Origin of the sequence: Paenirhodobacter huangdaonensis, assembly GCF_004022465.1 — a bacterium.
GTDB lineage: Bacteria > Pseudomonadota > Alphaproteobacteria > Rhodobacterales > Rhodobacteraceae > Rhodobacter > Rhodobacter huangdaonensis.
This window is the reverse complement of sequence record NZ_SAVA01000009.1, coordinates 76,411-101,931: the sequence shown is the minus strand read 5'-3', so window position 1 is coordinate 101,931 and position 25,521 is coordinate 76,411. Positions and strand designations below refer to the sequence as shown.

Sequence of the window (25,521 nt, the reverse complement as noted above, 5' to 3'; positions counted from 1 at the left end):
GCGATGGCGGAGCTTGCAGTTCAGAAAGGGCTTTTCGAGGCCCTGAGCGGGATCGGTCCGCCGGTTTACGACGCCTTGCCCCAGCGGGCGGATGGCGGCGATGCGGCGGAGTATCCCTGCATCGCCGTCGGGGCAGTGGTCCTCGCCCCCTGGGACACCAAGGACAACACGGGCTTCGACTTCGTGGCCCGGGTGCACAGCTGGTCGCGCGATGCTGCGATGAGCGAGGTCAAGGGCCTCCAGCGCAAGATCTATGAGCGGCTCCACCGCGGCGTGATCGCGGTGGAGGGGTATCGGCTGATCGACCTCGGGCGGCGCAGCAGCACCGTGCTGGAAGATCAGGACGGAACATTCCACGGGGTCTGCGAATACCGCGGGCTCATCGAAACCATCAGGACAGGAGACGAGACATGAGCAAGATGGCTGGTCGCAAGATCAAGCTCTATTCGGGAAGCGGTTCCACCAAGGCGCTGGTTGCCGGCGGGCGCGAGCACGGGATCACGATCAACAACGAGCCGATCGATGTGACCGACAAGGGCGACGACGGCTGGCGCGCGCTGCTCGCCGATCCCTCGGTGCGCTCCGTCGATATCAAGTTCGACGGGCTGATGGACGGCGTGGCGCTGGTCGAGCTGTCCCTGGCGGAAGGGACCACGGCGCTGCTCGCGGGCTATACCGTCGAGATCGAGGGCATGGGGTCGATCAGCGGCACCTTCCACCTGTCGAGCATCGAGATCGGGTCGCCGCATGACGATGCGGCCGAGATCTCGGGCACGCTCGCGAGCTCGGGCGCGGTGACCTTCGCCGGGACGGGTGCGTGATGGCGGAGATCCGGATCGACTGGGATGGCAAGACCTGGACCATCCCGGAGACGAAGGCGTTCCAGATCGGCGAGCGGGTGGAAGAGATCGCGCCGCTTGGCGAGATCCTGTCCTGGATGAAGGCGCCGCGCTTCTTCCGCATGGCGCGGTGCCTCGGCGAGATGCTGCGCTTCGCCGGCTGCAAGGTCAGCGATGCCGAGGTGCATCAGCAGCTGGTGTCCTCTCTCGGGGGGCCCGAGGGGACCGGGTATGCGGGGGCGGTCTTTGCCCTCGTCGACCTGCTCATGGGCGATGCGCCGCGCGCCGGCAGCGGGGATGGCGCATCGCCGGGAAAGTCCGATCCTTCGTGAAGGACGCCTACCAGATCGCGGTGCGCGAGTTCCGGCTCCAGCCGAGCGAGTTCTGGAGCATGGCGCCGCGGCATTTCTGGTGGCTGATGGAAACCCTCGGCCCGCGCAGGCGGGGTTCCGGCCTTTCCGAAGATGACAAGCGCGAGATCCTCGGCTGGCTCCGGGGCAATGACAGGGAGGGGTTCTGATGTCCGGAACCGGAGGCGATATCGTCATCACCGTCAGCGGGGACACGAACCCGCTGACGGATGCTGTCACCCGCGCCGAGCGTGTGCTCGGGCGGCTGAATTCGGCGACCGAGCAGTCCGACCGCAAGTTCCGCTCGCTCGCCGGCACGACGACCGAGATCCAGTCCCGGATCGACGGTCTGGTCGGGATGACGGACAAGCTCGCGAAGTCGGCGAAGAACTCGGCGCAGTCCTTTGCCGAGTTCGACGAGGCGAAATCGCGGGTGGATCGGCTGCGGGCCTCGTTCGATCCGCTGTTCTCGGCCTCGAAGCGCTACGAGGCGGCGATGGAAGACCTCGATGCGGCGCAGGCGCGGGGGGTGATCACGCAGCGCGAATACGCCGATCTGGCGCAGCGCTCGGCGAAGGCCTACCTCGGCGCGGCAAACGATGTCAGCGGCAGCTCCTCGCGGCTCGCCTCGCAGGTGCAGAATGCGTCCTATCAGGTCGGCGACTTCTTCGTGCAGATCGCGAGCGGGACGAGTGCCACCAGGGCCTTTGCCCAGCAGTTTCCCCAGCTGATTGGCGGTTTTGGCGCTTGGGGGGCGGCGGTCGGTGCCGCGGTGGCCATCGGCGCGGCAGTTGTGCCGATGCTGATGGGCCAGGAAAAGGAGGCGAAGAAACTCTCCGAACAGATCGACGATCTGGCGTCGAGGACATCCGATTACAAGAACGCGGTGGACAAGGCCCTGCAAAGCCTGCCGGACCTATGGACACAGTTCGGCGCGGGCGCCGCCCGGGCGAAGGAGGTCTACGCTGCCCTGCTTCAGATCGAGAAGCTCGAATACCTCAAGTCGATGCAGGACACGACGACCTCGATCTCGACGACGCTTTCCGGTCTCAAGTCGCAGCTCGATGCGATCAACCGAACCACTCTGCTGCCGGACGAGATCGCGACCGAAAGGGCGGTGGCGCTGAAGGAGCAGATCGCCACTCTTGGCAAGGAGTTCGGCGTCACGACGGTCGAGGCCCAGGGCGTTGTCGACGCCATGAATGCGCTGGATGCGGCAAAGGACAAAGGACCGGCCGCGGTCGCGGCTGCGGCCAGGGTTCTTGCCGATCGCCTGATGGCGGCGCAAGACGCTGCCGATGACATTCCCACTACCGTGATGGATGCCGCGAAGGCGGCGTATCAGCTTTCCGTCGACGCGGGCGAGATTGCGCCCTTGATGGGGGACTCCGCCGCGGCTGCCGAGGATGCCCGATCCAGAACCGACGCCTGGGCAAGCGCGATGAGCGATGTGAAGTCCGAGGTTCTGGGAATCGGGTCTGCGCTTTCATCCATTGGCGGCGGAATGATTTCCAATGCCGCCAAATACGTCGAGCTGAACGCCCGCAGGGCCGGGGCATCTGCCGCAGAAGCCGTGCGTGCGCGCAAGGAATGGGAGATCGACGCTGCCGCGAATGCCGCCAGCATCGGCGGCAGCTGGTATGACAAGTTCCTCGCCGGTGTGAAGGCTGAAGTCGAGAAGAAGGGCCTCGATATCGACGCCGAACTGGCGGCACTCAATGCGTCGGATCGGAAAGACAAGAAGGGCGGCGGTGAAACGAAGGATCCGCTGATGCAAAAGCTGGAGAGCGTGCGCAATGCGCTGGCAAGCCAGGCGGAGCTGGAGCTGGCGGCCTATGCGGCGCAGCAGAAGACGCTCGAGGAAGCGTTGGAGAAACGCAAGCTCACCCAGATCGAATACAACGACATGACCGAGAAGGCGCAGCAGCTGCATGCCGAGAAGATGGCGCAGATCGACGCCTATCGTTACGGCGACGGGTTGCAGAAGACCGGCGCCTTCTTCGGTGACATGGCCTCGGCCATGGCGAGCGGCAACGAGAAGATGCAGAAGATCGCGCAGAAGTTCGCCGCGGTCGAGGCGCTGATCAATGCCTGGCGGGCCTATAACCAGACCCTCGCCGATCCGTCCTTGCCGTTCTTCGCGAAGTTCGCGGCGGCGGCGAGCGTGCTCGCCTCGGGCCTGAATGCGGTGCAGACGATCAAGGGCTCAAGCGGGTCCGGCGGCTCGAAAGGCTCCTCGGCCGCCTCGTCCGCTGCCGCCTCGGCGGCGACGGTCTCGCCGACGCAGGTTGCGAACTACCGGATCACCGGGGACGTGATCGGCCGGCAGACCGGGGCGGAGCTGGTGTCCGCGATCAATGCCGCGATCAAGGACGGGTATCAGATCAATCTGGAGTGGGCCTGATGGCGGTCATCATCGCACCGGGGCATGTCCCGGAACAGCCGCTGACGCATGCGCGCGTCCTGTGGCAGGCGCTGGCGGGGGCGGTCAGCGCGACCTCGGCGGCGGGCGGCTATCCGGCCGAGCGGGCGGCCGCAGTCGACACCGCGAGCTGGTGGCTGCCGGCGGCGGCTCCGGCGAGCTGGAGCATCCGCTATGACGCGGTGCAGACCGTCGATGCCGTCGGCATCGCGGCGCATGAGCTGGCCGGGGCCGAGGTGCGCATCGCGGCGCTGCTGGCGGGCGTCTGGCAGGATCTGGCGACACTGACGCCGGCGGACAACGGCGCGATCCTCGTGCTGCTGCCGCGGGTCGAGACGAGCTCGGTCCGGGTCTCGATCGACAGGGTCGCGCCGGTCGGGGTGATCTACACCGGCCGGGTGCTGGCCCTGCCGGTGCCGGAATACACCGCGCTGCCGATGCTCGACCTGTGCCGGCAGGCGACGCTGACGAGCTATGTCAGCGAGGGCGGTCAGCTGCTCGCCCGCTTCGTGCAGCGCCAGGGCCGCGCCGGCACCTGTGCCTGGCGCCACCTGCCCGAAGACTGGTATCGCGCAACCTTCGACCCGTTCGCGCGCGCGGCGCTGACCGAACCCTTCTTCCTTGCCGCGCGGCCCGGGGGATACCCCGAGGATTGCGTCTATGGCTGGGTCGATGCGCCGATCGTTCCCTCCCGCATGGGGGTGAAGACCTTCCTGTCCGTGAGCTTCGAGGTGCAGGCACATGCCCCGTCAGACTGAGGCGGCTGCCTGTTGCCGGGCGGCCTGCTCGACGGCCTCGGGGTTGATCTCGATCACCGACAGCAGCAGGCGCGCCGCGGGGTCCGGCTTGCGGCGGCCCTGTTCCCAGTTGCTGACCGTGGATGCCGGGATGCCGAAGCGTTTCTCGAATGCCGCGGCGGAGCGGGCCACCTTCTTGCGGATCGCCTTGATCCGTGCGGGCGGCATCGGGTCGACGTTGCGGGTTTCCAGCGCGATCTCGCCGCGCTTCCACGCCAGGGCCTCGCGGAGGCCTTCCTCGATGCCGAGGCCAATGTCGGTGCGTTTGTCAGTCATCGGATAGCTCCTTCAGCACGGCGAGAATGGCCTTTCTGTCGGCGGGTGTCAGGTCGGACTTCTCGTTCTTCGCATAGGCGGTCAGCAGGATCGCCAGATCATCGCCGATCATCAGCAGGTAGATCGCCCGCCCGCCGCCGCTCTTGCCCTTGTTGCGCAACGCGAAGCGGATCTTGCGGACGCCGCGCAGGCCTTCGATCACATCCCCCGCCTCGGGCATGGCGGCGATCGCCTGGTCGATTGCGTCGGCTTCGGCCTCGGTCGCCCGGATGCGTTTGAGATCCTTCAGGTAGCGCTTGGTGCGGACGATTTTCATGGGCTGATATATACGCCAATGGCGTATGAGTTGCAATCCTGATTTGCGCCATTGGCGCAATTCTCTTCTCCTTCGTCGAGCAGGCCGCGGCGCAACCGCGTCCTTCCAGACCCCCCCCCAGAACTTCCGAGGTGCAGGCACATGCCCCGTCAGACTGAACCTGTCCAGATCGTCGAGCTGATCCAGCCCCGCTGCGCGCGGCGGTTCGGGGATGCGATCGAGCCCTATGGCCCGCCGGCTCTGACGAAGGCCAATCTGGATGCGATCGCCGCCGGGGAACTCGATCGGGCGGCGAGCGTGCTCTTTCATGCGCAGGTCGGCTTCCCGGCGCCGTGGAGCGCGGCCGATGGCGTCATCTGGGAACAGGGCGGCGCGGGCGATGGGGCCTATCTCGGCGTGACCGATGGCGCTCTGGTCTTCCGTGCGGGGAACGGGTCGACCGCGGCAGGGACGGAGAAGACGGCCATGGTGTCGGTCGACGGTTCGGCCCTCGCCGGGCTGACGGTTCGGATCCGCGCCGAGATCTCGGTCGGCGCCGGCTCGGTGACGCTGTCCGTGTTCCGCCTCGACGGCCGCCGCCTCCTCGAGGCCCGGCACGTTGCCGCCGCGGGCTTCACCCTTTGGGCGGGCACCGATGGCGGCGCCATCGGCCGCAGCTCGTCGCCGAGCGGCGTTCCGGTCGGGGTGAGCCACGAGACCTTCACCGGGACCATCGGGGAGGTCCATTTCTACGCGGGCGACTTCTCCGGGGGGTGCACCGCCACGACGGCAATGGGGCCGCGGTGCTACAACACCTGGGGCACCTGCCTGGCGCGCAAGGCCTATGACGGCAGCGGCGAAATCGCCTGGCGCTTCGCGAAGCCCGGGCAGGCGCTGCCGCGGCTCTACCGGCACACGGGCGAGACGGTCGGGACCGACCCGCTGCCGCTGCTGAGCTCGGTCTCGGTGCGCTCCTCGAAGATCAACGTCGCGGCGATCCGCAACGGCGAGAAGCCGCTCGGCGTCACCGGCGGCTGCACGGTCACGCTGAGCGATGCTGCCTTCGACGATTACGTCGGCGACTGGTACGTCGCGGAGCGCCGCCGGCGCGACGGCAGCTTCTGGACGAAATGGACCGCGCGCAACCCGTTCTTCGGCACCATGCGGCTGCGGATCCATGAGGGCTTTGCAGGCCAGCCGCTCGAGGAGATGTCGGCGCGGCTCTACCTGCTCGACAGTGTCGACGGGCCCGACAGCGACGGCCGGGTGACGCTGAGCGGCGTGGATCCGCTGCGGCTGACCGACAGCAAGCGGGCGAGCTTCCCGCGCGAGACCGAGATCACGCTCAAGGCGGATCTCGATGCGACCGGCACGGTGGTGCGGGTGGTGGCGCGCGACAGCGCGGATCTTGCGGACAGCTTCGGCAATACCGCGCGGCGCTACATCACCCTCGGTTCCGAGATCATCGGCTATGACGGCTATGCCGACGAGGGCAATGGCATCTACCTGCTGAGCGGCGTCGGGCGCGGCGAGCTTGGCACCGAGGCCGGAACGCATGACGCCGACGACGCCTGCCAGCGCGCCGGTCGCTACGAGCAGATGGACGCCTGGGCGATCGCGCATGACCTCATTGTCGGGCACACGGCGATCCCGGCAGAGTTCGTCGATGCTGCCGCCTGGGAGGCCGAGGCCGGGGTCTATCTGCAGGGCTACCGTTTCTCGCGCACGGTCTCGAAGCCGGTGGCGGTCAATGTGCTGCTCGGCGAGCTGATGCGGGATGGCACCTTCTACCTGTGGTGGGACGAGCGCGCGCAGACCATCCCGCTCAAGGCGGTGCGCCCCGAGGTGGGGACGGCGGTGCTGACCGACGCGACCGACTTCGTCGCCGGCTCGCTGAAGATGGAGCGCGTGCCGGACGAGCGGATCAGCCGGGTGTTCGTCTATTACAACCCGATCGACCCGACCGCCTCGGACGATGCGACGAACTTCCGCCACCTGCGCGGCCGGATCGACGCGGAGGCGGAGCTGGAAGACGCCGGGGCCGAGGTGCTGACGAAGACGATCTACTCGCGCTGGATCGTGGCCGACACCCATGCCGACGAGATGCTGCAGCGCCTGCTGGCGCGGTTCTCGGCGGTGCCGCGCTATCTGACGGCAACGCTGGTCGGGGACGATCACCGCATTGGCGCGGTGGTCGACGTGACCACGCGGCTCGATGTCGACAGCGAGGGCGCCGAGCGCACCCGGCGCTGGCAGATCATCTCGGCGCAGCAGGTCAGGGCGGGGGAGACCACGCAATACCGGCTGCAGGAGTTCATCTATCAGGGCAGCCGCTATGGCGGCTGGATGGCGGATGAAGCCGCCGACTACAGCTCGGAAGTGGCGGCCGAAAGCCTCGTCGTCGGCTGGTGGTCGGATGAGGACGGCCTGATGGCCGATGGCGCCGAGGGGTATAACTGGCAATGAAAGAGGAGATGAGGGCATGACGGCCTGGACCGATATTCCGGACAGCATGATCCAGCAGGGCAAGCCGATCCGTGCCACGGACGGCCGGGCGCTGCGCGACAATCCGGCGGCGATTGCCGCCGGGGCGGACGGCGCCCCCCGGGTTCAGGGCATCGCGCTTGGCGGCGTGTATCTCGGCAGTTTCACCCAGGACGGGAAGAGACCGCAGGCGCTGGTCGGGCTGGACAAGGTCGGGCTGTTGGTGGCCGACGTCATCACCGTAGGTAGCCTTTCTGGCGGGATCGTGCAGATTGCCCTCTCGGGGAATGGTGGGGCGAGTTACGGCGGCTGGATCACCCTCTACACCGAGCCCAGTACGACCGGGGAACATGCCGTCGGGAGGCTGCACATCGACCTCGCGACGGGAGCCTGGCGCGTCAGGCTCCTGTCCTCGGATGGGAGCACGCGGATCACCGAAGGGACGCTGACCCTCCCGCCCGGTGTGAATGCCATCCGGCTGACGAAGGCGAATGATTACGCGGTGACGGTCTACGACTGGTTCGTGCTCGGCGCCCGCAGCTGACACCGTGGCGCGCACAGCCCGGCATACCGCCCGCCTCTGGCGGGCTTTTCTGTTTCTGGAGAACCGCATGCCTTGCATCGTGAGCGGCCCCGTGCGGGCCATCAACGGCGCCATCCTGCCTGGCACCACCGTCGTCGTGGAGCGCCGCGGCGTCTACGGGCAGGACGGCGCCATGGTCCTGCCGGCGCGTCAGGGGGCAATCGTCGGCGCGGACGGCACCCTCTCGGTCGAGCTCTATCCCGGGCCCTACATCGGTCTGGTGCGGCTCGGGCGGGAGCTGTGGGAGTTCCGCCTCAGCGTCCCCGAGGCCGCGCGCGCGGCGCTCGCCGACTGCCTCGATCAGATGCCGGTGCTGACGCCGCTGCTGGTCGTGCAGACCCGGGAGGCCGCCGCCGCAGCCACCGGGGCCGCACAGATGGCAAAGGCGGACGCAGTGGCAACGGCGCAGGACCGGGAGGCCGTGAACGCCACCGCCGCCCGGGTCGCGACCGACACCGCCTCGGCTGCCGCCAGCGCAGCGGCTGCGGACGCGAGCGCCCGGGCGGCAGAGACCGCCGCCGGCGTTGCGGCGGCAAAAGCGGTGGCCGCCGCGGCGGATGCGCTGGCGGCGGCGCAGGACCGGGAGGCCGTGGACGCCGCCGCTGCCCGGGTCGCGACCGACACCGCCTCGGCCGCCGCGAGCGCGTCGGCTGCGGATGCGAGTGCCCAGTCGGCGGAGACCGCCGCCGGGATCGCCAGATCGCCAGCAGCATCGCTCTATGGCGCCTGTGGCGGATCGGCGAATGCGATCACCGTCACCACGGGCCTGTCGGGCATTGCCATCGGCACCGAGATCCGCTTCCGCGCCATCGCGGCGAATACCGGGCCTGCGACGCTCACTGTCGACGGCACCGGCGCAATCCCCTGCCGCACCATCACCGGGGCTGTGCTGCCGGCGGGTTACATCCGCACCACCGTCGATACGGTGGCCCGTTACGACGGCACCTATTGGGTGCTGGGGCGCGAGATCGAGCGCGGCAGCAACGGGGCCGGCGAGTACGAACGCAGGGCCGACGGCGCGCAGATCTGCACCTATTCTGCGGTCGGCGCGGCGGGGCCGATCATGACGGCCGAAGGCGCGATCTGGCGCTCGACGGAATACTCCTGGACCTTCCCGGCAAGCTTCACCGCAACCGGCAATCTTGCGGTGAACGGGTCTTTGCGCACCGGCGCGGCGGCCTGGAACAAGGTCCGGGTGACCGGCATCTCATCGGCGAGCGTGATGCTGTTTGCCGCAAACTCCAACGTCAACAACTTCACCGTCGATTTCAACGCCATCGGCCGCTGGTACTGACCCGAAGGGAGCCCGACATGTTTCTGATCACCCTGAGCCCGATGCGCCGCGACGACACGCTGACGGTCTCTGTCGCCGGCGATGTTCTGGTGCTGAACGGCGAGGCGCTCGATCTCGGCCGGCTCGCCCCGGGCGAGAGCCTGCCCGCCGAGACGCTGGGCAGTGACTGGATCGCCTCGGACATTCTCCGGCACGAGAGCGGCGAGATCGCGCTGACGCTGATCCTGCCGCACGGCGAAAGCGCCCCCGAGGCGACGCGCTTCCCGCAGCCGATCACGGTGACGGCGGACGGCCCGGTGCAGCTGCCGCTGCACGATGATCGGGAGATCTGAAATGATCCCCATGATGTTGAATTTCGTGCCGGCGGACCAAGCTCCGCTCGATTGGAAGGATGGAGGGAAGCTGTTGTCGATCGACCGCCGCGGCGAATGGAATATCGTCTGGTGGTACTCCGGCTGGGCGGGCCCAAATCGGTGGGTTTGCGGCGATGATGGGTGGGGGAGCGACGATCGTGACCTGGAGACGGTGGTGCCGAAATACCTCGCCGAGATCCCGGACATGCCGGACACATGACGGTTCAAAAAATCACACAGACCGACCCGCCTCTGGCGGGTTTTTTTTGTTGCCGGAAAGGGGCATGACGTGAACGACAAGCTGGATCAAATCGCGACGCGGGCGGGCTGGGGGACGATCCCGGGGGCGGTGACGTTCCCGGTGTGGTGGCCCTCGCTCGAGAGCGCCTCGACCCTCGCCTCACAGCTGGTGCCGATCGTGGGCCTGCTGATCGCGGTGGTGAACCTCCTGCTCCTGATCCGCAAATGGCGCCGGGGTCGGGCCTTCTGCACCGACGAGAGCGGCGCCGTCGGCCGGCGCACGGCGGCGGGGCTCGGCGCCGTGCTGGCGCTTGCGGCGGCGGTGATCGCGCCTTTCGAGGGGCGCGAGCTGCGCGCCTACCGCGATATCGTCGGCGTCTGGACGATCTGCGACGGCGACACGCAGCGGGTGCGGCCGGGGCAGGAGGCGACGCCGGCCGAATGCGACAGCCGCCTTGCCGCCCGCGTGGCCGCCTTCGAGCGCGAGATCCGGCCGTGCCTGCCCGCCGGGCTGCCGGCCGAGACCCGGGCGGCGTTCATCTCGGCCGCCTATAACATCGGCAGCCCGGCGTTCTGCAGCTCGAGCATGGCGCGCCGGGCCCGGGCCGGCGATCTGCGTGGCGCCTGCGAGGCGCTGCGGCTGTGGACGAAGGCGGGCGGGCAGGTGGTGCGCGGCCTCGTGCGACGGCGGGAGGCAGAGCGCGCATTGTGCCTGAGCGGGCTGTGAGCCGGGCAGGGGGCGCGCTCGCGCTCTGCCTTGTGCTTGCCGCCTGCGGCGCGCTGCCCGGGAGGGTTATGCTTTCCGCTCGGTGTTGTCAGTTGTCGGGGGCGGCCGGCTTTCCAAAGTACTGTTCAGTCAGCGACGGCTCCTTGTTGTCCGCCTTGTCTGTCGGCCGATCATAATAGTCGAATTTCGTGTCAGTCTTGGGGCGTGGAGCATCCGTCAATTCTCTGCCGATGAGCAGAAGGACCCATCCGAGAACGGACATAAATACAAGCGCAACGTAGATGATCGGTGAGACATGATAATCGCTCACCGATCTGGACGAATAGTGACTGGTTGCGGAGACAGCCCCTCCAATTGACCATGATGCGACACCGATCGCGATCGTCGGTGCCATGACGGCGAGCACCGCACCAACTTTTCCGCCAGCCGTTAATGTCTGTCGATAGATGGCCATCAAATTCACCTCTCAAAAAGCCTCGTAGCGCGAAACGCTATGGGGCTTTTCCCATAGCAACAAAGGAAATGCCATGGTCCAAGTTGGAGGTCTTCGGGCAGGGGGCGCGTTGGCGCTCTGCCTCACGCTTACGGCCTGTGGCGCGCTGCCCGGGCTGCTGAGCGGCCCGAAGGTTGCCGCGAACGGGCAGGCGGCGCGCACCGCGGCGCAGACGCTGGGCACCAGCACGCAGCGCGATCAGGCGATCCGCGCCGCCAGCGCCGGCCGCGATGTCGTACAATCGGCCGACGCCAACACCCTGCGCGCGGGCAGCGTCGGGCGCGTGGTGGTCGAGGGCAACAGCCCGCCCTGGCTGATCCTCGCCTTCGCCGTCGCGCTCCTCCTCGACAGCCCCTTGCGCTGGCCCGAGCAGATCGCGCGGGCGGTCAGGGGGGCGACGGGCGACGCGAGCCTCCTGAGCATCACGCGGCGCCGACCAGCTCGCGCCGGGCGCAATCTCGACGGCGCCTTCATCATCTCGATCAACGACACGCCCGAGATCCGAGAGAACTTCGCCGGGCACCGTGGCACTCGGCCCGTTGCCGTCGGTCGAACATGCGCTCATGCCGCGGCGCAGCTTCCCCGAACCGGTCGGTCGTGGCATTATGCAGCGAAATCCGGGGCGAATGTTGCTGATGCGGGACAAACCGGACACTGATCGCCTTGGAGAGCCCAATGAAATACCTGATGCTGCTTCCCCCGCTCATCTTTTGTACAATCGGGCTGATGCTGGCCTTTCAGATGGTTCCACCCAACGCAACGACAGGTTTCCGCACTGGTAGAACCTTGAGCAATGAGGCGGCATGGTATGCTGTGAATGCGAATGTGGGGTGGAGTTTGGTGCTGTCAGGACTCGTGTCCGCAGTGGTCATCTCGTACGTATTTGCCCTCGACCTCAACCTCTCTGTGAAGTGCTTGATCGCCACCGCAACGCTGGTCTGCGCCGCTATTCTGACTGTGATTGTTGGAACCATGAGCTAAAGCAACCGGCGGCGGTCATGCGGCGGCGCAGCGTCCTGTCCTGTTGAGCAGCGCCTGAAGATCAACCTGGACGGCCCAAGCCGGTCGTTGGCCCGAACCAACGAATGCTGCACTGGCAGCCCGCATTGCGGACATTCGAGCGCTTGCGCCATGCGCTCATTAGGTATTTAAAATAGACTGGGGCGAAGTAGTTGGCTTTGGCCATGGAAGGTGCGGAATGGTCACTCGAATCGAGAAAATCGAAGGCGGAAAAATAGTCCAAACAGCTGAACCAGACAAAGATGGCTACTACCACTGTTACCCGGAAGGCCAGACTATGGCCAAATATATGACCCGCTGTTCAAACTTGGATGAAGCCGCTGAGTTTCTTACCACGAACAAGAGAGGTCGTATTAGAATGAACCCGGACTGGTCCTTGATCGTCGACAACATTCACATTGATGGAAAACCGCGCGAAAGCCTCTGACTTTTCGGCCCCTCACGTTCGTTATGGCACCGTCGACATATTCGGCCCAGAGTGGCCTTCCGACCTCACAATTGGCAACGACCGCTTCGCGCCCTAATCCCAGTTCACGGCGCGCGGGCTCGAAGGCACCATCCGCCCCATCGCGTTCCATCAAAAAACACCTTGGTCGCCGATCACGACGCCGGTGCGTAGAACTGGGCGGTCACCGCCTCGCCAATTAAAACCTACAAACTCAAAATCATCAATCCCAGCGCTTGGCTGACGGCCATGCCCTAGGCAATTGTCAACGACCAAGAATGAATCCCGGATCGGCGACCGCCTGCCATAGAACTACGACTAGGCAGTGTGATCGGCGCGCCGTATACCATGCATCAGGTAATTACAGATCTGAAATCTCTTGCCAGAGCGGATCTTCACTTGAGGAGAGCTCATCAAGGATTGCACTCATCCGGCCTGCCATTTCAGATCGATTGGGAGAATATACCCACCCGTCATCACCCTTAAATCTTGTCAGGATACTTTCGCGAAGCATAATATTCAGAACCTTGTCATACACCTTCCTTCCAGGAAGGCGCCCCAAACCGCGTACAAGAGCCTCCTCCTTTCTCCCAGAACCCTTCTGAAAAAAGGTCTTCTTGACGATTGTTATGAATATCTCTTGTGGCGGGGTCAGGCCGATCTCCCGTATCTTGGATACGTTCACGACCTCCTCAAACCGAGCCCCCTCGAGAAGTGAAATCCCATCGGGCAAAGCGTTCGCTGATGAGATCCCGAACACGCGATCTGCGTATCCGTTAACTACCTTTATACTGCTGTCTTTCGTCGGTGGGAGCATTACATTTCCGAACATGCAATCTACCATAGAAAGCCCCTTGACGTCAGTCTCGGTAAACGAGATTTCGTCGAACACAAGATCTTTCATTTCTACCCCGCCGAAGTCACTATCGCCTGCTTCACGCCTGCAAAGCGCCGAAATCAAATCAGAGAGCAAAACCTTGTTTGACGACCCGCGATTCTCTCTGATGTAGGTAATCAAGTTGCCAGACGTCACCGATGCGTCCCGTGCGAGCAGTCGCTGACCCAACTCCCTCAGGCTATTCTGCCAGGCCTCAGACGCCATCGCGATCCGCTCTTCATTGGTGGAAGCCAGTGACCTTGAAAGGTCAACAGCGCGAAACCCGTCAAGTATATACATATCGACGAATTGAACGTCAGGACTGTCGTTGTCGACGCGCCCTAGGCTTGGAAGGCGTTGAAGCATGACAGCCGCTTGTTCGCTCGGCTTGGAGCCAACCACTGCCTCGAACGCAGCCTCCAAATCGTCCAAGGTGACAGGCCCAACATTACCAGGTTTCGCTCGAGACGCTCTCGCAAGTTTGAGATACACGCCATAAATCGTCTCCGGTGAGAATGAAATGTGGATGCGCGCGTCCCGCATGCAAAGCTGGTCTATAAAGTACTTCCAAAAGTCAAGCTGGTCACTAGACGACGAGAACATCTCGTCGCGTACCGCCTCATCCAACGACGAAATAGTTTGGCAGATCAGAGGCCGCCGCGGAAGCCAGCGCGGAAGGTCTACATCTACTTCGATGTTCTGGAAGTACTCGGCGACTTCGCTCTCTGAGAACTCAGGTCTACTTCGGATAATGATCGCCTCCTTCGGATTCATCCCAAGAGCGGAGAACATTTCTGCCTTGGACGCAAAATAGTGTTCTCTGCCCGCCACTAGTACTCCTCCGGCGCTATCTCGCACAGCCTCACGCACTCCGGACATTGCTTCGTGCCGCATTTCGGATAGTTTCTTTGGATCACTCGTCCACGCCTGAGAGCCGAGTTCATCGAAACCATCCATCAGAACAATAAATGCCTTGGCGTTATACGCTTTTATTGCATCCCCTTCCATTTCTGGAAGCCCGAGATCTGAGAAATGGCGCCGGATCATCTCGCGGGTCTTCTTCAATCCCCAGCTATCGCGCAGATCGATTGACAGTGGGAAAGTGAGCTCATCACTGTTTTTCGATAACTCAAGAAACACCTGCTCAACACAACGACTTTTCCCGCTACCGAATTCTCCGATCAATACAACATTTTTTCTAGCTTTCAGAAGATTAGAAATCTGTTCAATTCCGACTTCTCGCTCGTTTGTTTCATCGTAGTACTTGACGTGCACGAATTGCGTTGTGTCTCGTTCTCCGGTTGCTGGATTGACCGCACTGCCAAATGCGGAAATGCTCCGAGCGATTTGATAGCGCGAATGGTCGAAAAAGATCTTTGCCAAGCTTTCGACTGATACAACGGAAGCGAAGTTATCCTTCCCGATGTCCTTCATGCCTTCGGTTGGTTCTTTACTTAGAACGTTAACCAACTGCGCAAAGATGCCCTTTGCCATCAAGGTGTGCTTTGCTGGCACCAGCTTTGTTGTAACGTCACGGCGGACTTTCTCCAGATTTCGCTCTTCCGTGATTTCGACTAGGATCCAATAATCTGGTCGAACTTTTACGACGCCATCAATATTGATCCCGCCGATACGCTCAGGTCTACATTCTCTGCCGTATGCGTAGCCCGCGATCGCTCTCACTCGCTCTTCAAAGGACGCCCAGGTCTTCTTTTTGTCCACGATTCCCGCCTCTTTACACTGGAGTGCCGCTTTCGCCAGCGTAGCACTCGGGATACCTCATAGTGCAACGTCTTTTTCATGGCGCAAGTGTTCGATCGTAGGCAGGCTATTTGTCGGGGTAGAGGAATTCGTTGAGGACGAACGACAGCGGTCTGTGCGACGGCCCTCCAGTCGGCTTGAGCCGTCCACTACACTCTGCCGAGGTCGTTTTCAGCGCATCACGGTCATATGTGAAGCGAGCAGCGAAAGTCCGCTTTCGCCCTCAGCTGCCGGGGCAGGAGCTCAGGCAGCGAATGGCCGCTCCCCGCCCTCGGCTGCCGGTGGGCCTCAGGCCATGACGGGCCGCCCTCGCTGGCCGCCAGCCCCGCTGAACTGCTGCCGCTCCTAAGTCGTCCTGCCGTGGCCCACGCCATCAGTCGTCGATTGCCTCAATCAGCTCGGGCCCGTCATCGTGCATCGAAAAAGATCGGACGGGGTGATGCACGAGCCTGGCCCCGTCGCCAAGGCCCGCGCCATCGGAATTGCCAAGCCAAGCTTCGCGCTCGTCTGCGTTCAGGATCACCGGCATCCGGTCGTGCAGTCCTGCCATCGCATCAGTCGCGGCGCGGGTCATGATCGTGCAGGTCAACAGGTCGTGCCAGCGGCTTGCCAGCCCGGCAAGGAACAGGTCCTCCTCATTTCCGGCCGAGCGAAAGAAGTGCGGCTGGCGGTGCCCCTTCGGACCGGTCCATTCGTAAAACCCACCCACGGGGACCAGGCAGCGCCCGTGGCGCCAGACCTGCCGAAAGGTCGGCTTGTGCTCCGCGTCCTCGATCCGCGCATTGAAAGTGGTCGCCTTCCAGTCTTTCGGGTCGTTGCCGGCAAACCAGGACGGGATCAGGCCCCAGCGTGCAGTGAGCGCCGTCAGCGGGTGCTTTGCAAGGATCACCACCTCGTCAGTCGGCTTGACGTTGTAGCGCCGGGGGAACGGGGCGATCTTGATCTGCGACATCTCGGCCTCGGTGTTCCGTAGGTTCGGATCGACGAAACGCCCGCACATTTCACTGCTCCCTCTGTTGGCAATCAGCCGCCGGGCAGGCGGCGCGCATCGCGGCGCAGACCCTCGGCACCAGCGCGCAGCGCGATCAGGCGATCCGCGCCGCCAGTGCCGGCCGCGATGTCGGGCAATCGGTCGACGCCAATGCCGTGCGCGCGGGGCAGCGTCGAGCGCGTGGTGGTGCCTGGGCCCTGTGTCCAGATGGCCGAGGTAACTGTTACAGGTAACAGATTGAGCTGTATATGGCGCGTTTGAAGTGGAACGAAACCGGGTATAAAACATCAACAAAACATGAACAATAGCACAAAAGCCGCCCTCCGAAGGCAGAGGCCACAGGTTCGAATCCTGTCGGGTGCACCAAATTTTCCCTTGAAGGCTCTTTTGGCGAACGGGTTTCCGCCCATAACCCGATATTCCCACCTGCAAATTTTACCGGGGTAATTTTTCCGTTGAAGGTCCCCGTGACCGCCTTCCTGCGCGCCAAGATGCCAAGACGCGGAGGTCAGGTCACTGAACCACTTTCATCTTTCATAGGAGACAGCATACGTCCCGTTTGCTGTTCGCACGATATGTCCGAAAGCGGATTCACCCAGATGCATTCCCGCGATCAGCAGGTTTTCCGAACTGGCAATGTCCAGCAGCCTCGTTCGTGTTTCGGCGGCGAGATGCGCATCCTGATCGAACGCAATCGACACGTCAGGGCGCGGAATCTGAATCTCCGGGAAATGGACGATATCTCCCCAGACCAGCAGATTCTGGCCGCCGGATTCGAGACGGTAGCCGGTGTGCCCGGCGGTGTGCCCCGGAAGCGGAACCGCCGTCATACCGGCAAACACCTCGCCGCCCTCGAAGGTGCGCAGCCTGTCGCGATAGCCGTCGAGCGCCTGACGGACCACGAGGAAGTTGCCACGGGCGCGCTCGGGTGCGCGGTTCAGATTGCCGTCATCCTGCCAGAACGCGACTTCGAGGTGGTGGGCGACAAGCTCGGCGTTCGGGAAGACGGCTTCGCCTGACGCGTCCATCAGCCCCCCGACATGATCGGGATGGGCGTGCGTCAAAAGGATCGCGTCGATCTCGGAAGGGTGGATGCCCGCATGCAGCAGATTGGCTTTTAATCGGCCGCCCCACTGCTTGAACCCGCCTGCTCCGGCGTCAATCAGCACCGTGCGACCGCCTCCACGCACCAGGTAGCAGTTGATATGGATCGAGGTGTGATCCGTTATCCCCGCATTTGCCTGCATGCGGGCGGCATCGGCCGGGTCGATATTCGCGAGGAAATCGAAACTGGCGTGGAGATGGCCATCGCTGACGGCGGTGATCGTTAAGTCACCGACGTTTCGGGTCGGTAATGTAAGCTTAGACATCGTGTTCTCCAGTCATCAGCTTAGTTTCGCGCGTGAATGTTCGACGCTTCATAGCCAAAGCAACGGATGCGCGCGGTGAGGCCGGTGTTGCGCCTTATGGCGTCGTCCAGTCCCGCCATGAACTGCGCCATGACTGGCGGCGTCCGAAATGGCTCAAGGCGGTATTGGATTTCCGCGAAAGCGGGGTGGCCCCGGCCATGCCGGACAGCGACATAGACAATATGCACGTTCGCCAATGCGGCCCGGAGAATGCCGGTGCAAAGTTCGGTGCATTGCTCCGTGAGATCTGCGAGCGCTGCGTCCGGCGGCATCCTGTCTGCGGGAATATAGATCGTGACATTCGGCATCGCGATCTACCGTGCCTTCCCCGCAGCAGCGTCACCGTCGCTCGTCAACTGCGCCGTCATCGGCACATAGACATGGGCGCCTTCCGGCAGATGCTCGATGTCAGGCATGTTGCCGCGCTCGATCTTGGCGAGCCAGCGGTGTTCCGGGAACCTCTCCATAGCGATCGCCTGCATCGCATAGGGGGTGAGGCCCAGCCGGATCAGAGGTGCGGGGCCTGTGGCGCTCAACGCCAGATATTCGCCCTCACCAATACCCGGCGCGCGGTCGACGCCGTCATAGAGGTTCCGGTGCCAGTCGGTGATGTGCTGTTGCCAGCGTGCGAAATTGCCGCCGCCCTTCTGGCGGTATTCCGCACCCGTCAGGATGTCGAGGCCGCCGATCGAATGAAGGGCGAGATAGACCGGGCAGCCACCGCTCAGCGCCTTGAACCGCTGCGAGGTGTGGAAGCCGCTCACCGAAATGAGGGCTGGCAGCTTGTCCAGGCTGTAAAAATCGTTCCATTCCGCCTCGCTGCCGGGATCGGCAAAGCTGCATTCCACCGTGTAGATCATTATTCCACCTTCGACCGGAGGATTGTCCTTCCGGTCTTGTTTATCGTTGATATTTTTTCATGATAGACTGCCAATCCATACCGATATATCGACAATGGATCATGCTTCAGTGACCTAATATCAAGGTGACGGCAGATCGATTGCCGAGTCCCCCCTCAGGAACCGCTATGCGCCGCAAGATTCCCAGCAATTCCGCACTCATGGCATTCGAAGCGGCGGCGCGTCATGGCAGCTTCGCCCGCGCAGCCGACGAACTGGCCCTGACCGAAGGGGCGATCAGTCGGCAGATCGGCCGGCTGGAAGCCTTCCTCGGCGTCACGCTGTTCGAGAGAGCCGGCAATCGCGTCCGGCTTTTGCCGAATGGAGAGCGTTATGCGGCTCAGGTCCGCGAGACACTCGACCGGCTGGAGCGTGACAGCCAATATCTGATGGGGCAGCCCGGCGATGGCGCGAGCCTTGACATCGCAATCCTGCCGACCTTCGCCACGCGTTGGCTCATCCCGCGTCTGAAGCCGTTCCAGGAGCGGCATCCGCATATCACCCTGCATCTTGCGGAACGGATGGAGCCATTCGTTCTCGCCGGCAGCGGGTTCGATGCTGCCATCCATTTTGAGCATCCTGCGTGGACGGGCATGCGGACGCACCGCTTGCTGCATGAGGTGCTGGTTCCGGTCTGCCATCCGGCGCTGATCGGGGGCCGGGACCCTGCGGCAGCCCTCGATGCGCTGCCGCGACTCCATCGCCGCCAGAATCCGGACGCCTGGCAACGCTATGCACAGCAAACCGGGATCGCGCTCACCAATCCCGCAGTTGGTGCCCGTTATGATCTTCACTCCATGCAAATCGAAGCCGCGTTGGCCGGTCTCGGCGTCGCGCTTGTGCCGCGCCTCTATGTCGAACCCGAATTGGCGGAAGGTCGCCTGGTTGCGCCCTGGCCCGATGGCATATTGATCGCCAAAACCTTCTGCCTCATCTTGCCGGAGCCGATACGATTGAGCGAAGGGCCTCTCCAGATGTTCGCGAACTGGCTGATCCAGGAAGCACGCCGCCACAGTCCAAGCTTCGATTGACACGGGGCGGCCGAATACTTCGAAGATTCGAGCCAAGCTTAAGGGAGCGCTATGGCGTAGATATGGTTCCCATCTTCACCCGGCGCGGTGCACCGTCTCAAATCTCTCTGAAATGTCTGCCCCCTGTCGCGCCTGTGGTGGGGCGCGCCGATCGACTGTCGATCCGCGGCATGGGCAGGGGTGCGGCAGGCGGTCGCCGGAGGATGCCCTTTGGGATCGTCCACGGTCGTCCATCCGCCTGTCGGCGGAGAAGCCGTGCCGGGCGCCGGGCGCGGCAGCCTTCCAGATGTTGACATGCCTGCTGATAATCTGTCTAGATCGTGTTGTCTTGGTGCCCGCGACTCGTCGCGGGTGAAAAGGGAAGCCGGTGCGAGACCGGCGCTGCCCCCGCAACTGTGAGCGGTGAGCCGACCCCGTTGATCCACTGGCGCATTGCGCCGGGAAGGAGGGGGAGGCGATCGAACCGCGAGCCAGGAGACCTGCCAGGACGCAAGAGACGAACCGGTCGGTGGGCCCGGAGGCGTTGTGCAATGCGGCGCGTCCGCATCTGCCCGCGTCCCTGATCCTGCCGCGCCCCATGGCACAGACAAGGGACCCGAGATGAGCATCACCGTCTATTCGAAACCGGCCTGCGTGCAATGCACCGCCACCACCCGTGCGCTGGCCGCCCGCGGCCTTGCCTTCGACCTCGTCGATCTGACCGAGGATGCCGAGGCGCTCGCCCGGGTCACCGAGCTCGGCTATCGGCAGGCGCCGGTGGTGATGACGGCCGACGATCACTGGGCGGGGTTCCGTCCGGACAAGATCGCGGCGCTGGTCTGAGCCCCGGGGCCGATCGGATGGGCGGGCTTGTCTATTTCTCCTCGCGCTCGGGCAATACCGCGCGTTTCATCCGCGCGCTCGGCCTGCCCGCCGACCGGATCCCGGTCGCGGCCGAGGCGCCGATGCCCGCCCCCCGCGTGCCCTTCGTTCTGGTAACGCCGACCTATGCCGACGGGGCCGGGCGCGGCGCCGTCCCGAGGCAGGTGATCCGGTTTCTGAACGACCCGGAGACCCGCGCGCAGCTGCGCGGCGTGATCGCCAGCGGCAACCGCAATTTCGGCGCGCTCTTCGCGCTTGCCGGCGATGTCGTGGCGCAGAAATGCGCGGTGCCCGTGCTCTATCGCTTCGAGCTGGCCGGCACCCCCACCGATATCGCCCGTGTCACAGAAGGACTGGACAGGTTTTGGAAGACGCAATTCTCGACCGCGATCTGAGCGACGCCGCCCCGGCGCAGGCAGTGCCCGCCGAATGGCAGGGGCTCGACTATCACGCACTGAACGCGATGCTGAACCTTTACGACGACGCGGGCCGGATCCGCTTCGAGGCCGACCGCATGGCGGCGCGGCAGTATTTCCTGAGCCACGTGAACCAGAACACCGTGTTCTTCCACTCGCTCGAGGAAAAGCTGCGCTATCTGGTCGAGGAGGGCTATTACGAGGCCGATGTCCTCGAGCAATATGATGCCGCCTTCATCCCGCGGATCTGGGACGCCGCCTTCCGGGTCAAGTTCCGCTTCCCGACCTTCCTCGGCGCGTTCAAGTATTACACCAGCTATACGCTGAAGACCCGCGACGGGAAGCGCTACCTCGAACGCTTCGAGGACCGGGTGGTGATGGTCGCGCTGACGCTCGCCCGCGGCGACGAGGCACTGGCGCTGCGGCTGATGCACGAAATGCTGGCGGGCCGGTTCCAGCCGGCGACGCCCACCTTCCTCAATGCCGGCAAGGCGCAGCGTGGCGAGCTGATCTCGTGCTTCCTGCTGCGCATCGAGGACAACATGGAAAGCATCGGCCGCGCGATCAATTCGGCGCTGCAGCTGTCGAAACGCGGCGGCGGCGTGGCCTTGATGCTGACCAACATCCGCGAGCAGGGCGCCGCGATCAAGGGGATCGAGAACCAGTCCTCGGGCGTCATCCCGGTGATGAAGCTGCTCGAGGACAGTTTCAGCTATGCCAACCAGCTCGGCGCCCGACAGGGCGCGGGGGCGGTCTATCTGAACGCCCATCACCCCGACATCCTGCGCTTTCTCGACACCAAGCGCGAGAATGCCGACGAGAAGATCCGGATCAAGACGCTGTCCCTTGGCGTCGTCATCCCCGACATCACCTTCGAACTCGCGAAGCGCAACGAGGAGATGTATCTGTTCTCGCCGCATGACGTGGAGAAGGTCTATGGCAAGCCCTTCTCGGAGATCTCGGTGACCGAGCGCTACCGCGAGATGGTCGACAATCCGAAGATCCGCAAGCGCAAGATCAACGCGCGCGCCTTCTTCCAGACGCTCGCCGAGATCCAGTTCGAAAGCGGCTACCCCTATCTCATGTTCGAGGACACGGTGAACCGGGCGAACCCAGTGGCGGGGCGGATCACCATGTCGAACCTGTGTTCCGAGATCTTGCAGGTGAACGAGGCGTCGGCGTTCAACGACGACCTGAGCTATCGCCACCTCGGCACCGATATCTCGTGCAACCTCGGCTCGCTCAACATCGCCAGGGCGATGGATGGCGGTGATCTGGGCGCCACGGTCGAGACCGCGGTGCGGGCGCTGAACGCGGTCTCCGAGATGTCGGCGATCGACTCGGTGCCCTCGATCCGGCGCGGCAACGACGAGAGCCATGCGATCGGTCTGGGGCAGATGAACCTGCACGGCTTTCTTGCCCGCGAGCGCATCCATTACGGCAGCCCCGAGGGCATCGACTTCACCAATATCTATTTCGCGACAGTGCTTTATCATTGCCTGCGCGCCTCGAATGCGCTGGCGCGCGAACGCGGACGCAGCTTCGCGGGCTTCGAGAAATCGAAATATGCCGATGGCAGTTTCTTCGGGAAATATGTGATCCGCGACTGGCTGCCCGAGACCGAGACCGTCGCCGCGCTTTTCGCGCGCTTCGGTGTTGCGGTGCCCACCCGCGCGGACTGGGGGCGCCTGCGCGATGCGGTGATGGCGGACGGGCTTTACAACCGCAACCTGCAGGCAGTGCCGCCCACCGGCTCGATCAGCTACATCAACAACGCCACCTCCTCGATCCATCCGATCACCGCGAAGATCGAGATCCGCAAGGAGGGCAAGATCGGCCGGGTCTATTACCCGGCCGCCTACATGACGAACGAGACCCTCGAGTTCTATCGCGACGCCTACGAGATCGGGCCCGAGGCGATCATCGACACCTATGCGGCGGCCACGCAGCATGTCGATCAGGGGCTGTCGCTGACGCTGTTCTTCAAGGACACGGCCTCGACGCGCGACATCAACCGCGCGCAGATCCATGCCTGGAAGGCGGGGATCAAGACGATCTATTACATCCGCCTGCGGCAGATGGCCCTCGAGGGGACCGAGGTGCAGGGCTGTGTGTCCTGCGCGTTGTGACGGGCGGTCGTGACCGGTGCCGGCCGGGGGCGCTGCCCCCGGACCCCCGGAGTATTTGCGCCAAGAAAAAGGGGCCGAGACAATGAAGGATTTTGCGGGGCGGCCGGTGCCGCGAGCGATCAACTGGAACCGGGTTCAGGACGACAAGGATCTGGAGATCTGGAACCGGCTGACGGTGAATTTCTGGCTGCCCGAGAAGGTGCCGCTGTCGAATGACATCCAGAGCTGGTCGCAGCTGACCGGGGACGAGCAGCGGCTGACGATCCGGGTGTTCACCGGGCTGACGCTTCTGGACACGATCCAGAACACCGTGGGCGCGCCCGCGCTGATGCCCGATGCGGTCACCCCGCATGAGGAGGCGGTGCTGACCAACATCGCCTTCATGGAGGCGGTGCATGCGCGCTCCTATTCCTCGATCTTCTCGACGCTGTGCTCGACCCCCGAGGTCGACGAGGCCTTCCGCTGGTCCGAGGAGAACCCGCATCTGCAGCAGAAGGCGCGGCTGATCCTCGACGAATACGATGCCGCCTCGCAGCCGCTGAAGAAGAAGGTGGCGAGCGTCTTTCTGGAAAGTTTCCTGTTCTACTCGGGCTTCTACCTGCCGATGCACTGGTCGAGCCGGGCGCGGCTGACCAATACTGCCGATCTGATCCGCCTCATCATCCGCGACGAGGCGGTGCATGGCTATTACATCGGCTACAAGTTCCAGCGCGGGCTGGAGCGGCTGAGCGCGGCCGAGCGGCAGGAGATCAAGGATTTCGCCTTCGCGCTGATCTTCGACCTTTATGCGATCGAGTGCCGCTATACCGAGACGCTCTATGACCCGCTCGGGCTGAGCGAAGACGTGAAGGCCTTCCTGCATTACAACGCGAACAAGGCGCTGCAGAACCTCGGCTTCGAGACCCTCTTCCCCGACGAGCTGTGCCGGGTGAACCCGGCGATCCTTGCCGCGCTGAGCCCGAATGCCGACGAGAATCACGATTTCTTCTCGGGCTCGGGCTCGTCCTATGTGATCGGCAAGGCGGTCGCGACGGAGGATGCGGACTGGGATTTCTGAGACCCGGCGGCCCCCGGAAAGGGGGGCTCAGTCGCTCGAATAGGGGGGGAAGCGCGAGCGGTCCGGGTCGGGGCGCAGCGGGCGCCCGGTCATCGGAAAGGCGCGCTGCGGGCAGGCGGGGCGGTCGCAGACCTTGCAGCCCGCGCCGATCGGTGTCGCGCGGGCGGGGCTGCGCAGCTCGACGCCCTGCGCATAGACCAGCCGCTCGGCATGGGCGAGGTCGCAGCCGAGCGCCACGGCGAAGCGTTTCACAGGCGCGCCATAGCCGCCCGCGCCGTGGCTCACCGTGCGCGCCACCCACAGGTAGGACCGGCCGTCGGGCATCTGCGCCACCTGCGTCAGAACCTCGCCCGGGCGCGAGAACGCCTCGTAGACGTTCCACAGCGGGCAGGAGCCGCCGATCCGCGAGAAATGGAAATCGGTCGCCGATTGCCGCTTCGAGATGTTGCCGGCGCGGTCGACCCGGATGAAGAAGAACGGCACGCCACGCGCCTGCGGCCGCTGCAGCGTCGAGAGCCGGTGGCAGGTGGTCTCGAAGCCGACGCCGAAGCGGCGCGCGAGCAGCTCGATGTCATAGCGCTCGGCCTCGGCCGCCTCGATGAAGGCGCCATAGGGCAGGATCAGCGCGCCGGCGAAGTAATTCGCCAGGCCGATGCGCAACAGGCCGCGCGCCTCGTCGCTTTCCATGCCGGCCTCGGCGGTGAGCCGGTCGATCTCGGCACCCTGTTCGAGAAAGGCGATCTGCGTCGCGATCTGGAAGGCGCGCTGACCGGGGCGTAACCGGGCGGACAGGTGCAGCACCCGCGCCGCCGGGTCGTGGCGACGCAGCGCGGGCGCGTCTTCATCAAGCGTGACGCGGATGCCGTGCCGCCCGGCGAGCCGGTCGGTCAGCCCCTCGGCCATCCGCCCGGGGCGCAGGCCGCGGCCGATCGCCTCGGCCGCCTCGTCGAGGCTCGGGATGTAATTGCGCTGCACATAGAACCAGTCGCGCACCGCCTCGAACGGGGCGGGCGTTCCGCCGAGCCCGCCGATGATGCGCCCGTTCATCAGGTCGATTCGCTCGGCGTTCTCGCGCAGCCGCGCCTGCATCGCGATGATCGTGCGGGCAACGCCGGGCATGTTGGCGGCGAGCTCGCGCAGCTCGACCATCGAGGCGCCGGCGCCCTGATCGGCGAGGGCCGCGCGCAGATCGGGGATCAGCCGCGCCTCGTCGGATTCGGAGAAGAGCTGCACATCGAGCCCGAAGACCGCGTTCAGCTTCAGCAGCACCGGCACCGTCAGCGGGCGCTGGTTCTTCTCCATCTGGTTCAGATAGCTCGGGCTGAGTTCAAGCGCGCGCGCCAGCGCGACCTGGGTCATGCCGTGGTCCTCGCGCAGCCGGCGCAGCCGCACCCCCATGAAGGGTTTCTTCATCTTTCGATCCTTCGCAACATTCGCAAAACCCGCAGAAATCTTTCGCAAACATAAGCATT

29 protein-coding genes and 1 riboswitch are annotated in these 25,521 nt (G+C 64.3%); of the genes, 20 read left to right on the top strand and 9 right to left on the bottom strand.

What is annotated here, in order from left to right; translation table 11 throughout:
* Nucleotides 1-3: 3 nt before the first annotated feature.
* From EOW66_RS15210 to EOW66_RS15185, 6 genes are read left to right on the top strand one after another with little or no spacing between them, the layout of a single operon-like run.
* A complete protein-coding gene (locus EOW66_RS15210) occupies nucleotides 4-414 on the top strand; it encodes a DUF3168 domain-containing protein (RefSeq protein WP_128157152.1) in 411 nt (136 codons plus the stop codon).
* Complete coding sequence (locus EOW66_RS15205) at nucleotides 411-821, top strand: phage tail tube protein (protein WP_128157151.1); 411 nt, start codon at nucleotides 411-413, stop codon at nucleotides 819-821. Before EOW66_RS15210 ends, EOW66_RS15205 begins: the two co-directional genes overlap by 4 nt.
* Nucleotides 821-1,171 (top strand): hypothetical protein, encoded by a 351-nt coding sequence (locus tag EOW66_RS15200; protein ID WP_128157150.1) that lies wholly within the window; start codon nucleotides 821-823, stop codon nucleotides 1,169-1,171. Before EOW66_RS15205 ends, EOW66_RS15200 begins: the two co-directional genes overlap by 1 nt.
* Nucleotides 1,168-1,359 (top strand): hypothetical protein, encoded by a 192-nt coding sequence (locus EOW66_RS15195; RefSeq protein ID WP_128157149.1) that lies wholly within the window; start codon nucleotides 1,168-1,170, stop codon nucleotides 1,357-1,359. Before EOW66_RS15200 ends, EOW66_RS15195 begins: the two co-directional genes overlap by 4 nt.
* On the top strand, nucleotides 1,359-3,593 hold the full coding sequence (locus EOW66_RS15190) for a hypothetical protein (RefSeq protein WP_128157148.1): 2,235 nt from the start codon (nucleotides 1,359-1,361) through the stop codon (nucleotides 3,591-3,593). The genes EOW66_RS15195 and EOW66_RS15190 overlap by 1 nt, the downstream gene beginning before the upstream one ends.
* Nucleotides 3,593-4,369, top strand: a complete 777-nt coding sequence (locus EOW66_RS15185) for a hypothetical protein (protein ID WP_128157147.1) — start codon at nucleotides 3,593-3,595, stop codon at nucleotides 4,367-4,369. Before EOW66_RS15190 ends, EOW66_RS15185 begins: the two co-directional genes overlap by 1 nt.
* Here EOW66_RS15185 and EOW66_RS15180 read toward each other — a convergent pair.
* Together EOW66_RS15180 and EOW66_RS20700 are read right to left on the bottom strand one after the other, a co-directional pair.
* Entirely contained in the window at nucleotides 4,361-4,684 is a 324-nt protein-coding gene (locus tag EOW66_RS15180; RefSeq protein WP_128157146.1) for a helix-turn-helix domain-containing protein, read from the bottom strand. The two genes, EOW66_RS15185 and EOW66_RS15180, sit on opposite strands and share 9 nt — an antisense overlap.
* A complete protein-coding gene (locus EOW66_RS20700; RefSeq protein ID WP_239017603.1) occupies nucleotides 4,677-5,060 on the bottom strand; it encodes a type II toxin-antitoxin system RelE/ParE family toxin in 384 nt (127 codons plus the stop codon). The genes EOW66_RS15180 and EOW66_RS20700 overlap by 8 nt, the downstream gene beginning before the upstream one ends.
* Before the next feature lie 81 nt (nucleotides 5,061-5,141).
* On the opposite strand from EOW66_RS20700, the gene EOW66_RS15170 reads away from it, so the two are divergent.
* From EOW66_RS15170 to EOW66_RS15145, 6 genes are all read left to right on the top strand, one after another.
* Nucleotides 5,142-7,445, top strand: coding sequence for a hypothetical protein (locus EOW66_RS15170; protein ID WP_128157145.1), 2,304 nt, complete (start codon nucleotides 5,142-5,144; stop codon nucleotides 7,443-7,445).
* A 16-nt stretch (nucleotides 7,446-7,461) separates the two neighbouring features.
* Nucleotides 7,462-8,007 (top strand): hypothetical protein, encoded by a 546-nt coding sequence (locus EOW66_RS15165; protein WP_128157144.1) that lies wholly within the window; start codon nucleotides 7,462-7,464, stop codon nucleotides 8,005-8,007.
* 67 nt (nucleotides 8,008-8,074) lie between these two features.
* Nucleotides 8,075-9,340 (top strand): hypothetical protein, encoded by a 1,266-nt coding sequence (locus EOW66_RS15160; protein WP_128157143.1) that lies wholly within the window; start codon nucleotides 8,075-8,077, stop codon nucleotides 9,338-9,340.
* 17 nt (nucleotides 9,341-9,357) lie between these two features.
* Nucleotides 9,358-9,672, top strand: coding sequence for a hypothetical protein (locus tag EOW66_RS15155; RefSeq protein ID WP_128157142.1), 315 nt, complete (start codon nucleotides 9,358-9,360; stop codon nucleotides 9,670-9,672).
* 1 nt (nucleotide 9,673) lies between these two features.
* Entirely contained in the window at nucleotides 9,674-9,913 is a 240-nt protein-coding gene (locus EOW66_RS15150; RefSeq protein ID WP_128157141.1) for a hypothetical protein, read from the top strand.
* Between the two features lie 69 nt (nucleotides 9,914-9,982).
* Nucleotides 9,983-10,660, top strand: a complete 678-nt coding sequence (locus EOW66_RS15145) for a lysozyme (protein ID WP_206363715.1) — start codon at nucleotides 9,983-9,985, stop codon at nucleotides 10,658-10,660.
* A gap of 88 nt (nucleotides 10,661-10,748) precedes the next feature.
* On the opposite strand, the gene EOW66_RS15140 is transcribed toward EOW66_RS15145, so the two are convergent.
* Nucleotides 10,749-11,114, bottom strand: coding sequence for a hypothetical protein (locus tag EOW66_RS15140; RefSeq protein ID WP_128157140.1), 366 nt, complete (start codon nucleotides 11,112-11,114; stop codon nucleotides 10,749-10,751).
* A 109-nt stretch (nucleotides 11,115-11,223) separates the two neighbouring features.
* On the opposite strand from EOW66_RS15140, the gene EOW66_RS15135 reads away from it, so the two are divergent.
* The 3 genes from EOW66_RS15135 to EOW66_RS15125 all read left to right on the top strand — a co-directional run bounded on the left by EOW66_RS15135 (nucleotide 11,224) and on the right by EOW66_RS15125 (nucleotide 12,600).
* Entirely contained in the window at nucleotides 11,224-11,811 is a 588-nt protein-coding gene (locus tag EOW66_RS15135; RefSeq protein WP_128157139.1) for a bacteriophage spanin2 family protein, read from the top strand.
* A 17-nt stretch (nucleotides 11,812-11,828) separates the two neighbouring features.
* Entirely contained in the window at nucleotides 11,829-12,134 is a 306-nt protein-coding gene (locus EOW66_RS15130) for an SdpI family protein (protein ID WP_128157138.1), read from the top strand.
* A 217-nt stretch (nucleotides 12,135-12,351) separates the two neighbouring features.
* Nucleotides 12,352-12,600, top strand: coding sequence for a hypothetical protein (locus EOW66_RS15125; protein WP_128157137.1), 249 nt, complete (start codon nucleotides 12,352-12,354; stop codon nucleotides 12,598-12,600).
* 379 nt (nucleotides 12,601-12,979) lie between these two features.
* On the opposite strand, the gene EOW66_RS15120 is transcribed toward EOW66_RS15125, so the two are convergent.
* From EOW66_RS15120 to EOW66_RS15100, 5 genes are all read right to left on the bottom strand, one after another.
* Nucleotides 12,980-15,217: a hypothetical protein gene (locus tag EOW66_RS15120; protein WP_128157136.1), complete on the bottom strand. Its 2,238-nt coding sequence runs from the start codon at nucleotides 15,215-15,217 to the stop codon at nucleotides 12,980-12,982.
* Between the two features lie 412 nt (nucleotides 15,218-15,629).
* On the bottom strand, nucleotides 15,630-16,256 hold the full coding sequence (locus tag EOW66_RS15115) for an SOS response-associated peptidase (protein WP_128157135.1): 627 nt from the start codon (nucleotides 16,254-16,256) through the stop codon (nucleotides 15,630-15,632).
* Between the two features lie 518 nt (nucleotides 16,257-16,774).
* Complete coding sequence (locus EOW66_RS15110) at nucleotides 16,775-17,617, bottom strand: MBL fold metallo-hydrolase (RefSeq protein WP_128157134.1); 843 nt, start codon at nucleotides 17,615-17,617, stop codon at nucleotides 16,775-16,777.
* A 20-nt stretch (nucleotides 17,618-17,637) separates the two neighbouring features.
* Nucleotides 17,638-17,964 (bottom strand): hypothetical protein, encoded by a 327-nt coding sequence (locus EOW66_RS15105; RefSeq protein ID WP_128157133.1) that lies wholly within the window; start codon nucleotides 17,962-17,964, stop codon nucleotides 17,638-17,640.
* 6 nt (nucleotides 17,965-17,970) lie between these two features.
* Entirely contained in the window at nucleotides 17,971-18,516 is a 546-nt protein-coding gene (locus tag EOW66_RS15100) for a sugar ABC transporter (protein WP_128157132.1), read from the bottom strand.
* A 167-nt stretch (nucleotides 18,517-18,683) separates the two neighbouring features.
* Here EOW66_RS15100 and EOW66_RS15095 point away from each other — a divergent pair, with 167 nt between their 5' ends.
* From EOW66_RS15095 to nrdF, 5 genes are all read left to right on the top strand, one after another.
* Nucleotides 18,684-19,586, top strand: coding sequence for a LysR substrate-binding domain-containing protein (locus EOW66_RS15095; RefSeq protein WP_128157131.1), 903 nt, complete (start codon nucleotides 18,684-18,686; stop codon nucleotides 19,584-19,586).
* 312 nt (nucleotides 19,587-19,898) lie between these two features.
* Nucleotides 19,899-20,087, top strand: a riboswitch (cobalamin riboswitch).
* A 99-nt stretch (nucleotides 20,088-20,186) separates the two neighbouring features.
* Nucleotides 20,187-20,408: a glutaredoxin-like protein NrdH gene (gene nrdH, locus EOW66_RS15090; RefSeq protein ID WP_113898703.1), complete on the top strand. Its 222-nt coding sequence runs from the start codon at nucleotides 20,187-20,189 to the stop codon at nucleotides 20,406-20,408.
* Nucleotides 20,409-20,425: 17 nt separating this feature from the next.
* Nucleotides 20,426-20,842, top strand: coding sequence for a class Ib ribonucleoside-diphosphate reductase assembly flavoprotein NrdI (gene nrdI / locus EOW66_RS15085; protein ID WP_128157130.1), 417 nt, complete (start codon nucleotides 20,426-20,428; stop codon nucleotides 20,840-20,842).
* A 68-nt stretch (nucleotides 20,843-20,910) separates the two neighbouring features.
* A complete protein-coding gene (gene nrdE, locus EOW66_RS15080) occupies nucleotides 20,911-22,992 on the top strand; it encodes a class 1b ribonucleoside-diphosphate reductase subunit alpha (protein ID WP_239017612.1) in 2,082 nt (693 codons plus the stop codon).
* 82 nt (nucleotides 22,993-23,074) lie between these two features.
* Nucleotides 23,075-24,049 carry a class 1b ribonucleoside-diphosphate reductase subunit beta gene (gene nrdF / locus EOW66_RS15075; protein ID WP_128157128.1) on the top strand — a complete coding sequence of 325 codons (975 nt, stop codon included), beginning with the start codon at nucleotides 23,075-23,077 and terminating at the stop codon, nucleotides 24,047-24,049.
* A gap of 27 nt (nucleotides 24,050-24,076) precedes the next feature.
* Here nrdF and EOW66_RS15070 read toward each other — a convergent pair whose 3' ends face one another.
* Complete coding sequence (locus EOW66_RS15070; RefSeq protein WP_128157127.1) at nucleotides 24,077-25,462, bottom strand: short-chain fatty acyl-CoA regulator family protein; 1,386 nt, start codon at nucleotides 25,460-25,462, stop codon at nucleotides 24,077-24,079.
* Nucleotides 25,463-25,521 lie beyond the last annotated feature (59 nt).

Excerpts from the sequence above, each read along its gene's own strand:
- EOW66_RS15170 (WP_128157145.1), top strand. The coding sequence starts at position 5,142 with ATGCCCCGTCAGACTGAACCTGTCCAGATCGTCGAGCTGATCCAGCCC.
- EOW66_RS15095 (WP_128157131.1), top strand. The coding sequence starts at position 18,684 with ATGCGCCGCAAGATTCCCAGCAATTCCGCACTCATGGCATTCGAAGCG.
- EOW66_RS15125 (WP_128157137.1), top strand. The coding sequence starts at position 12,352 with ATGGTCACTCGAATCGAGAAAATCGAAGGCGGAAAAATAGTCCAAACA.
- EOW66_RS15200 (WP_128157150.1), top strand. The coding sequence starts at position 821 with ATGGCGGAGATCCGGATCGACTGGGATGGCAAGACCTGGACCATCCCG.
- nrdH (WP_113898703.1), top strand. The coding sequence starts at position 20,187 with ATGAGCATCACCGTCTATTCGAAACCGGCCTGCGTGCAATGCACCGCC.
- EOW66_RS15105 (WP_128157133.1), bottom strand. The coding sequence starts at position 17,964 with ATGCCGAATGTCACGATCTATATTCCCGCAGACAGGATGCCGCCGGAC.
- nrdF (WP_128157128.1), top strand. The coding sequence starts at position 23,075 with ATGAAGGATTTTGCGGGGCGGCCGGTGCCGCGAGCGATCAACTGGAAC.
- nrdE (WP_239017612.1), top strand. The coding sequence starts at position 20,911 with ATGCTGAACCTTTACGACGACGCGGGCCGGATCCGCTTCGAGGCCGAC.
- EOW66_RS15150 (WP_128157141.1), top strand. The coding sequence starts at position 9,674 with ATGATCCCCATGATGTTGAATTTCGTGCCGGCGGACCAAGCTCCGCTC.
- EOW66_RS15190 (WP_128157148.1), top strand. The coding sequence starts at position 1,359 with ATGTCCGGAACCGGAGGCGATATCGTCATCACCGTCAGCGGGGACACG.
- EOW66_RS15160 (WP_128157143.1), top strand. The coding sequence starts at position 8,075 with ATGCCTTGCATCGTGAGCGGCCCCGTGCGGGCCATCAACGGCGCCATC.
- EOW66_RS15210 (WP_128157152.1), top strand. The coding sequence starts at position 4 with ATGGCGGAGCTTGCAGTTCAGAAAGGGCTTTTCGAGGCCCTGAGCGGG.
- EOW66_RS15155 (WP_128157142.1), top strand. The coding sequence starts at position 9,358 with ATGTTTCTGATCACCCTGAGCCCGATGCGCCGCGACGACACGCTGACG.
- EOW66_RS15140 (WP_128157140.1), bottom strand. The coding sequence starts at position 11,114 with ATGGCCATCTATCGACAGACATTAACGGCTGGCGGAAAAGTTGGTGCG.
- nrdI (WP_128157130.1), top strand. The coding sequence starts at position 20,426 with ATGGGCGGGCTTGTCTATTTCTCCTCGCGCTCGGGCAATACCGCGCGT.
- EOW66_RS15180 (WP_128157146.1), bottom strand. The coding sequence starts at position 4,684 with ATGACTGACAAACGCACCGACATTGGCCTCGGCATCGAGGAAGGCCTC.
- EOW66_RS15115 (WP_128157135.1), bottom strand. The coding sequence starts at position 16,256 with ATGTGCGGGCGTTTCGTCGATCCGAACCTACGGAACACCGAGGCCGAG.
- EOW66_RS15070 (WP_128157127.1), bottom strand. The coding sequence starts at position 25,462 with ATGAAGAAACCCTTCATGGGGGTGCGGCTGCGCCGGCTGCGCGAGGAC.
- EOW66_RS15185 (WP_128157147.1), top strand. The coding sequence starts at position 3,593 with ATGGCGGTCATCATCGCACCGGGGCATGTCCCGGAACAGCCGCTGACG.
- EOW66_RS15205 (WP_128157151.1), top strand. The coding sequence starts at position 411 with ATGAGCAAGATGGCTGGTCGCAAGATCAAGCTCTATTCGGGAAGCGGT.
- EOW66_RS15110 (WP_128157134.1), bottom strand. The coding sequence starts at position 17,617 with ATGTCTAAGCTTACATTACCGACCCGAAACGTCGGTGACTTAACGATC.
- EOW66_RS15100 (WP_128157132.1), bottom strand. The coding sequence starts at position 18,516 with ATGATCTACACGGTGGAATGCAGCTTTGCCGATCCCGGCAGCGAGGCG.
- EOW66_RS15165 (WP_128157144.1), top strand. The coding sequence starts at position 7,462 with ATGACGGCCTGGACCGATATTCCGGACAGCATGATCCAGCAGGGCAAG.
- EOW66_RS15130 (WP_128157138.1), top strand. The coding sequence starts at position 11,829 with ATGAAATACCTGATGCTGCTTCCCCCGCTCATCTTTTGTACAATCGGG.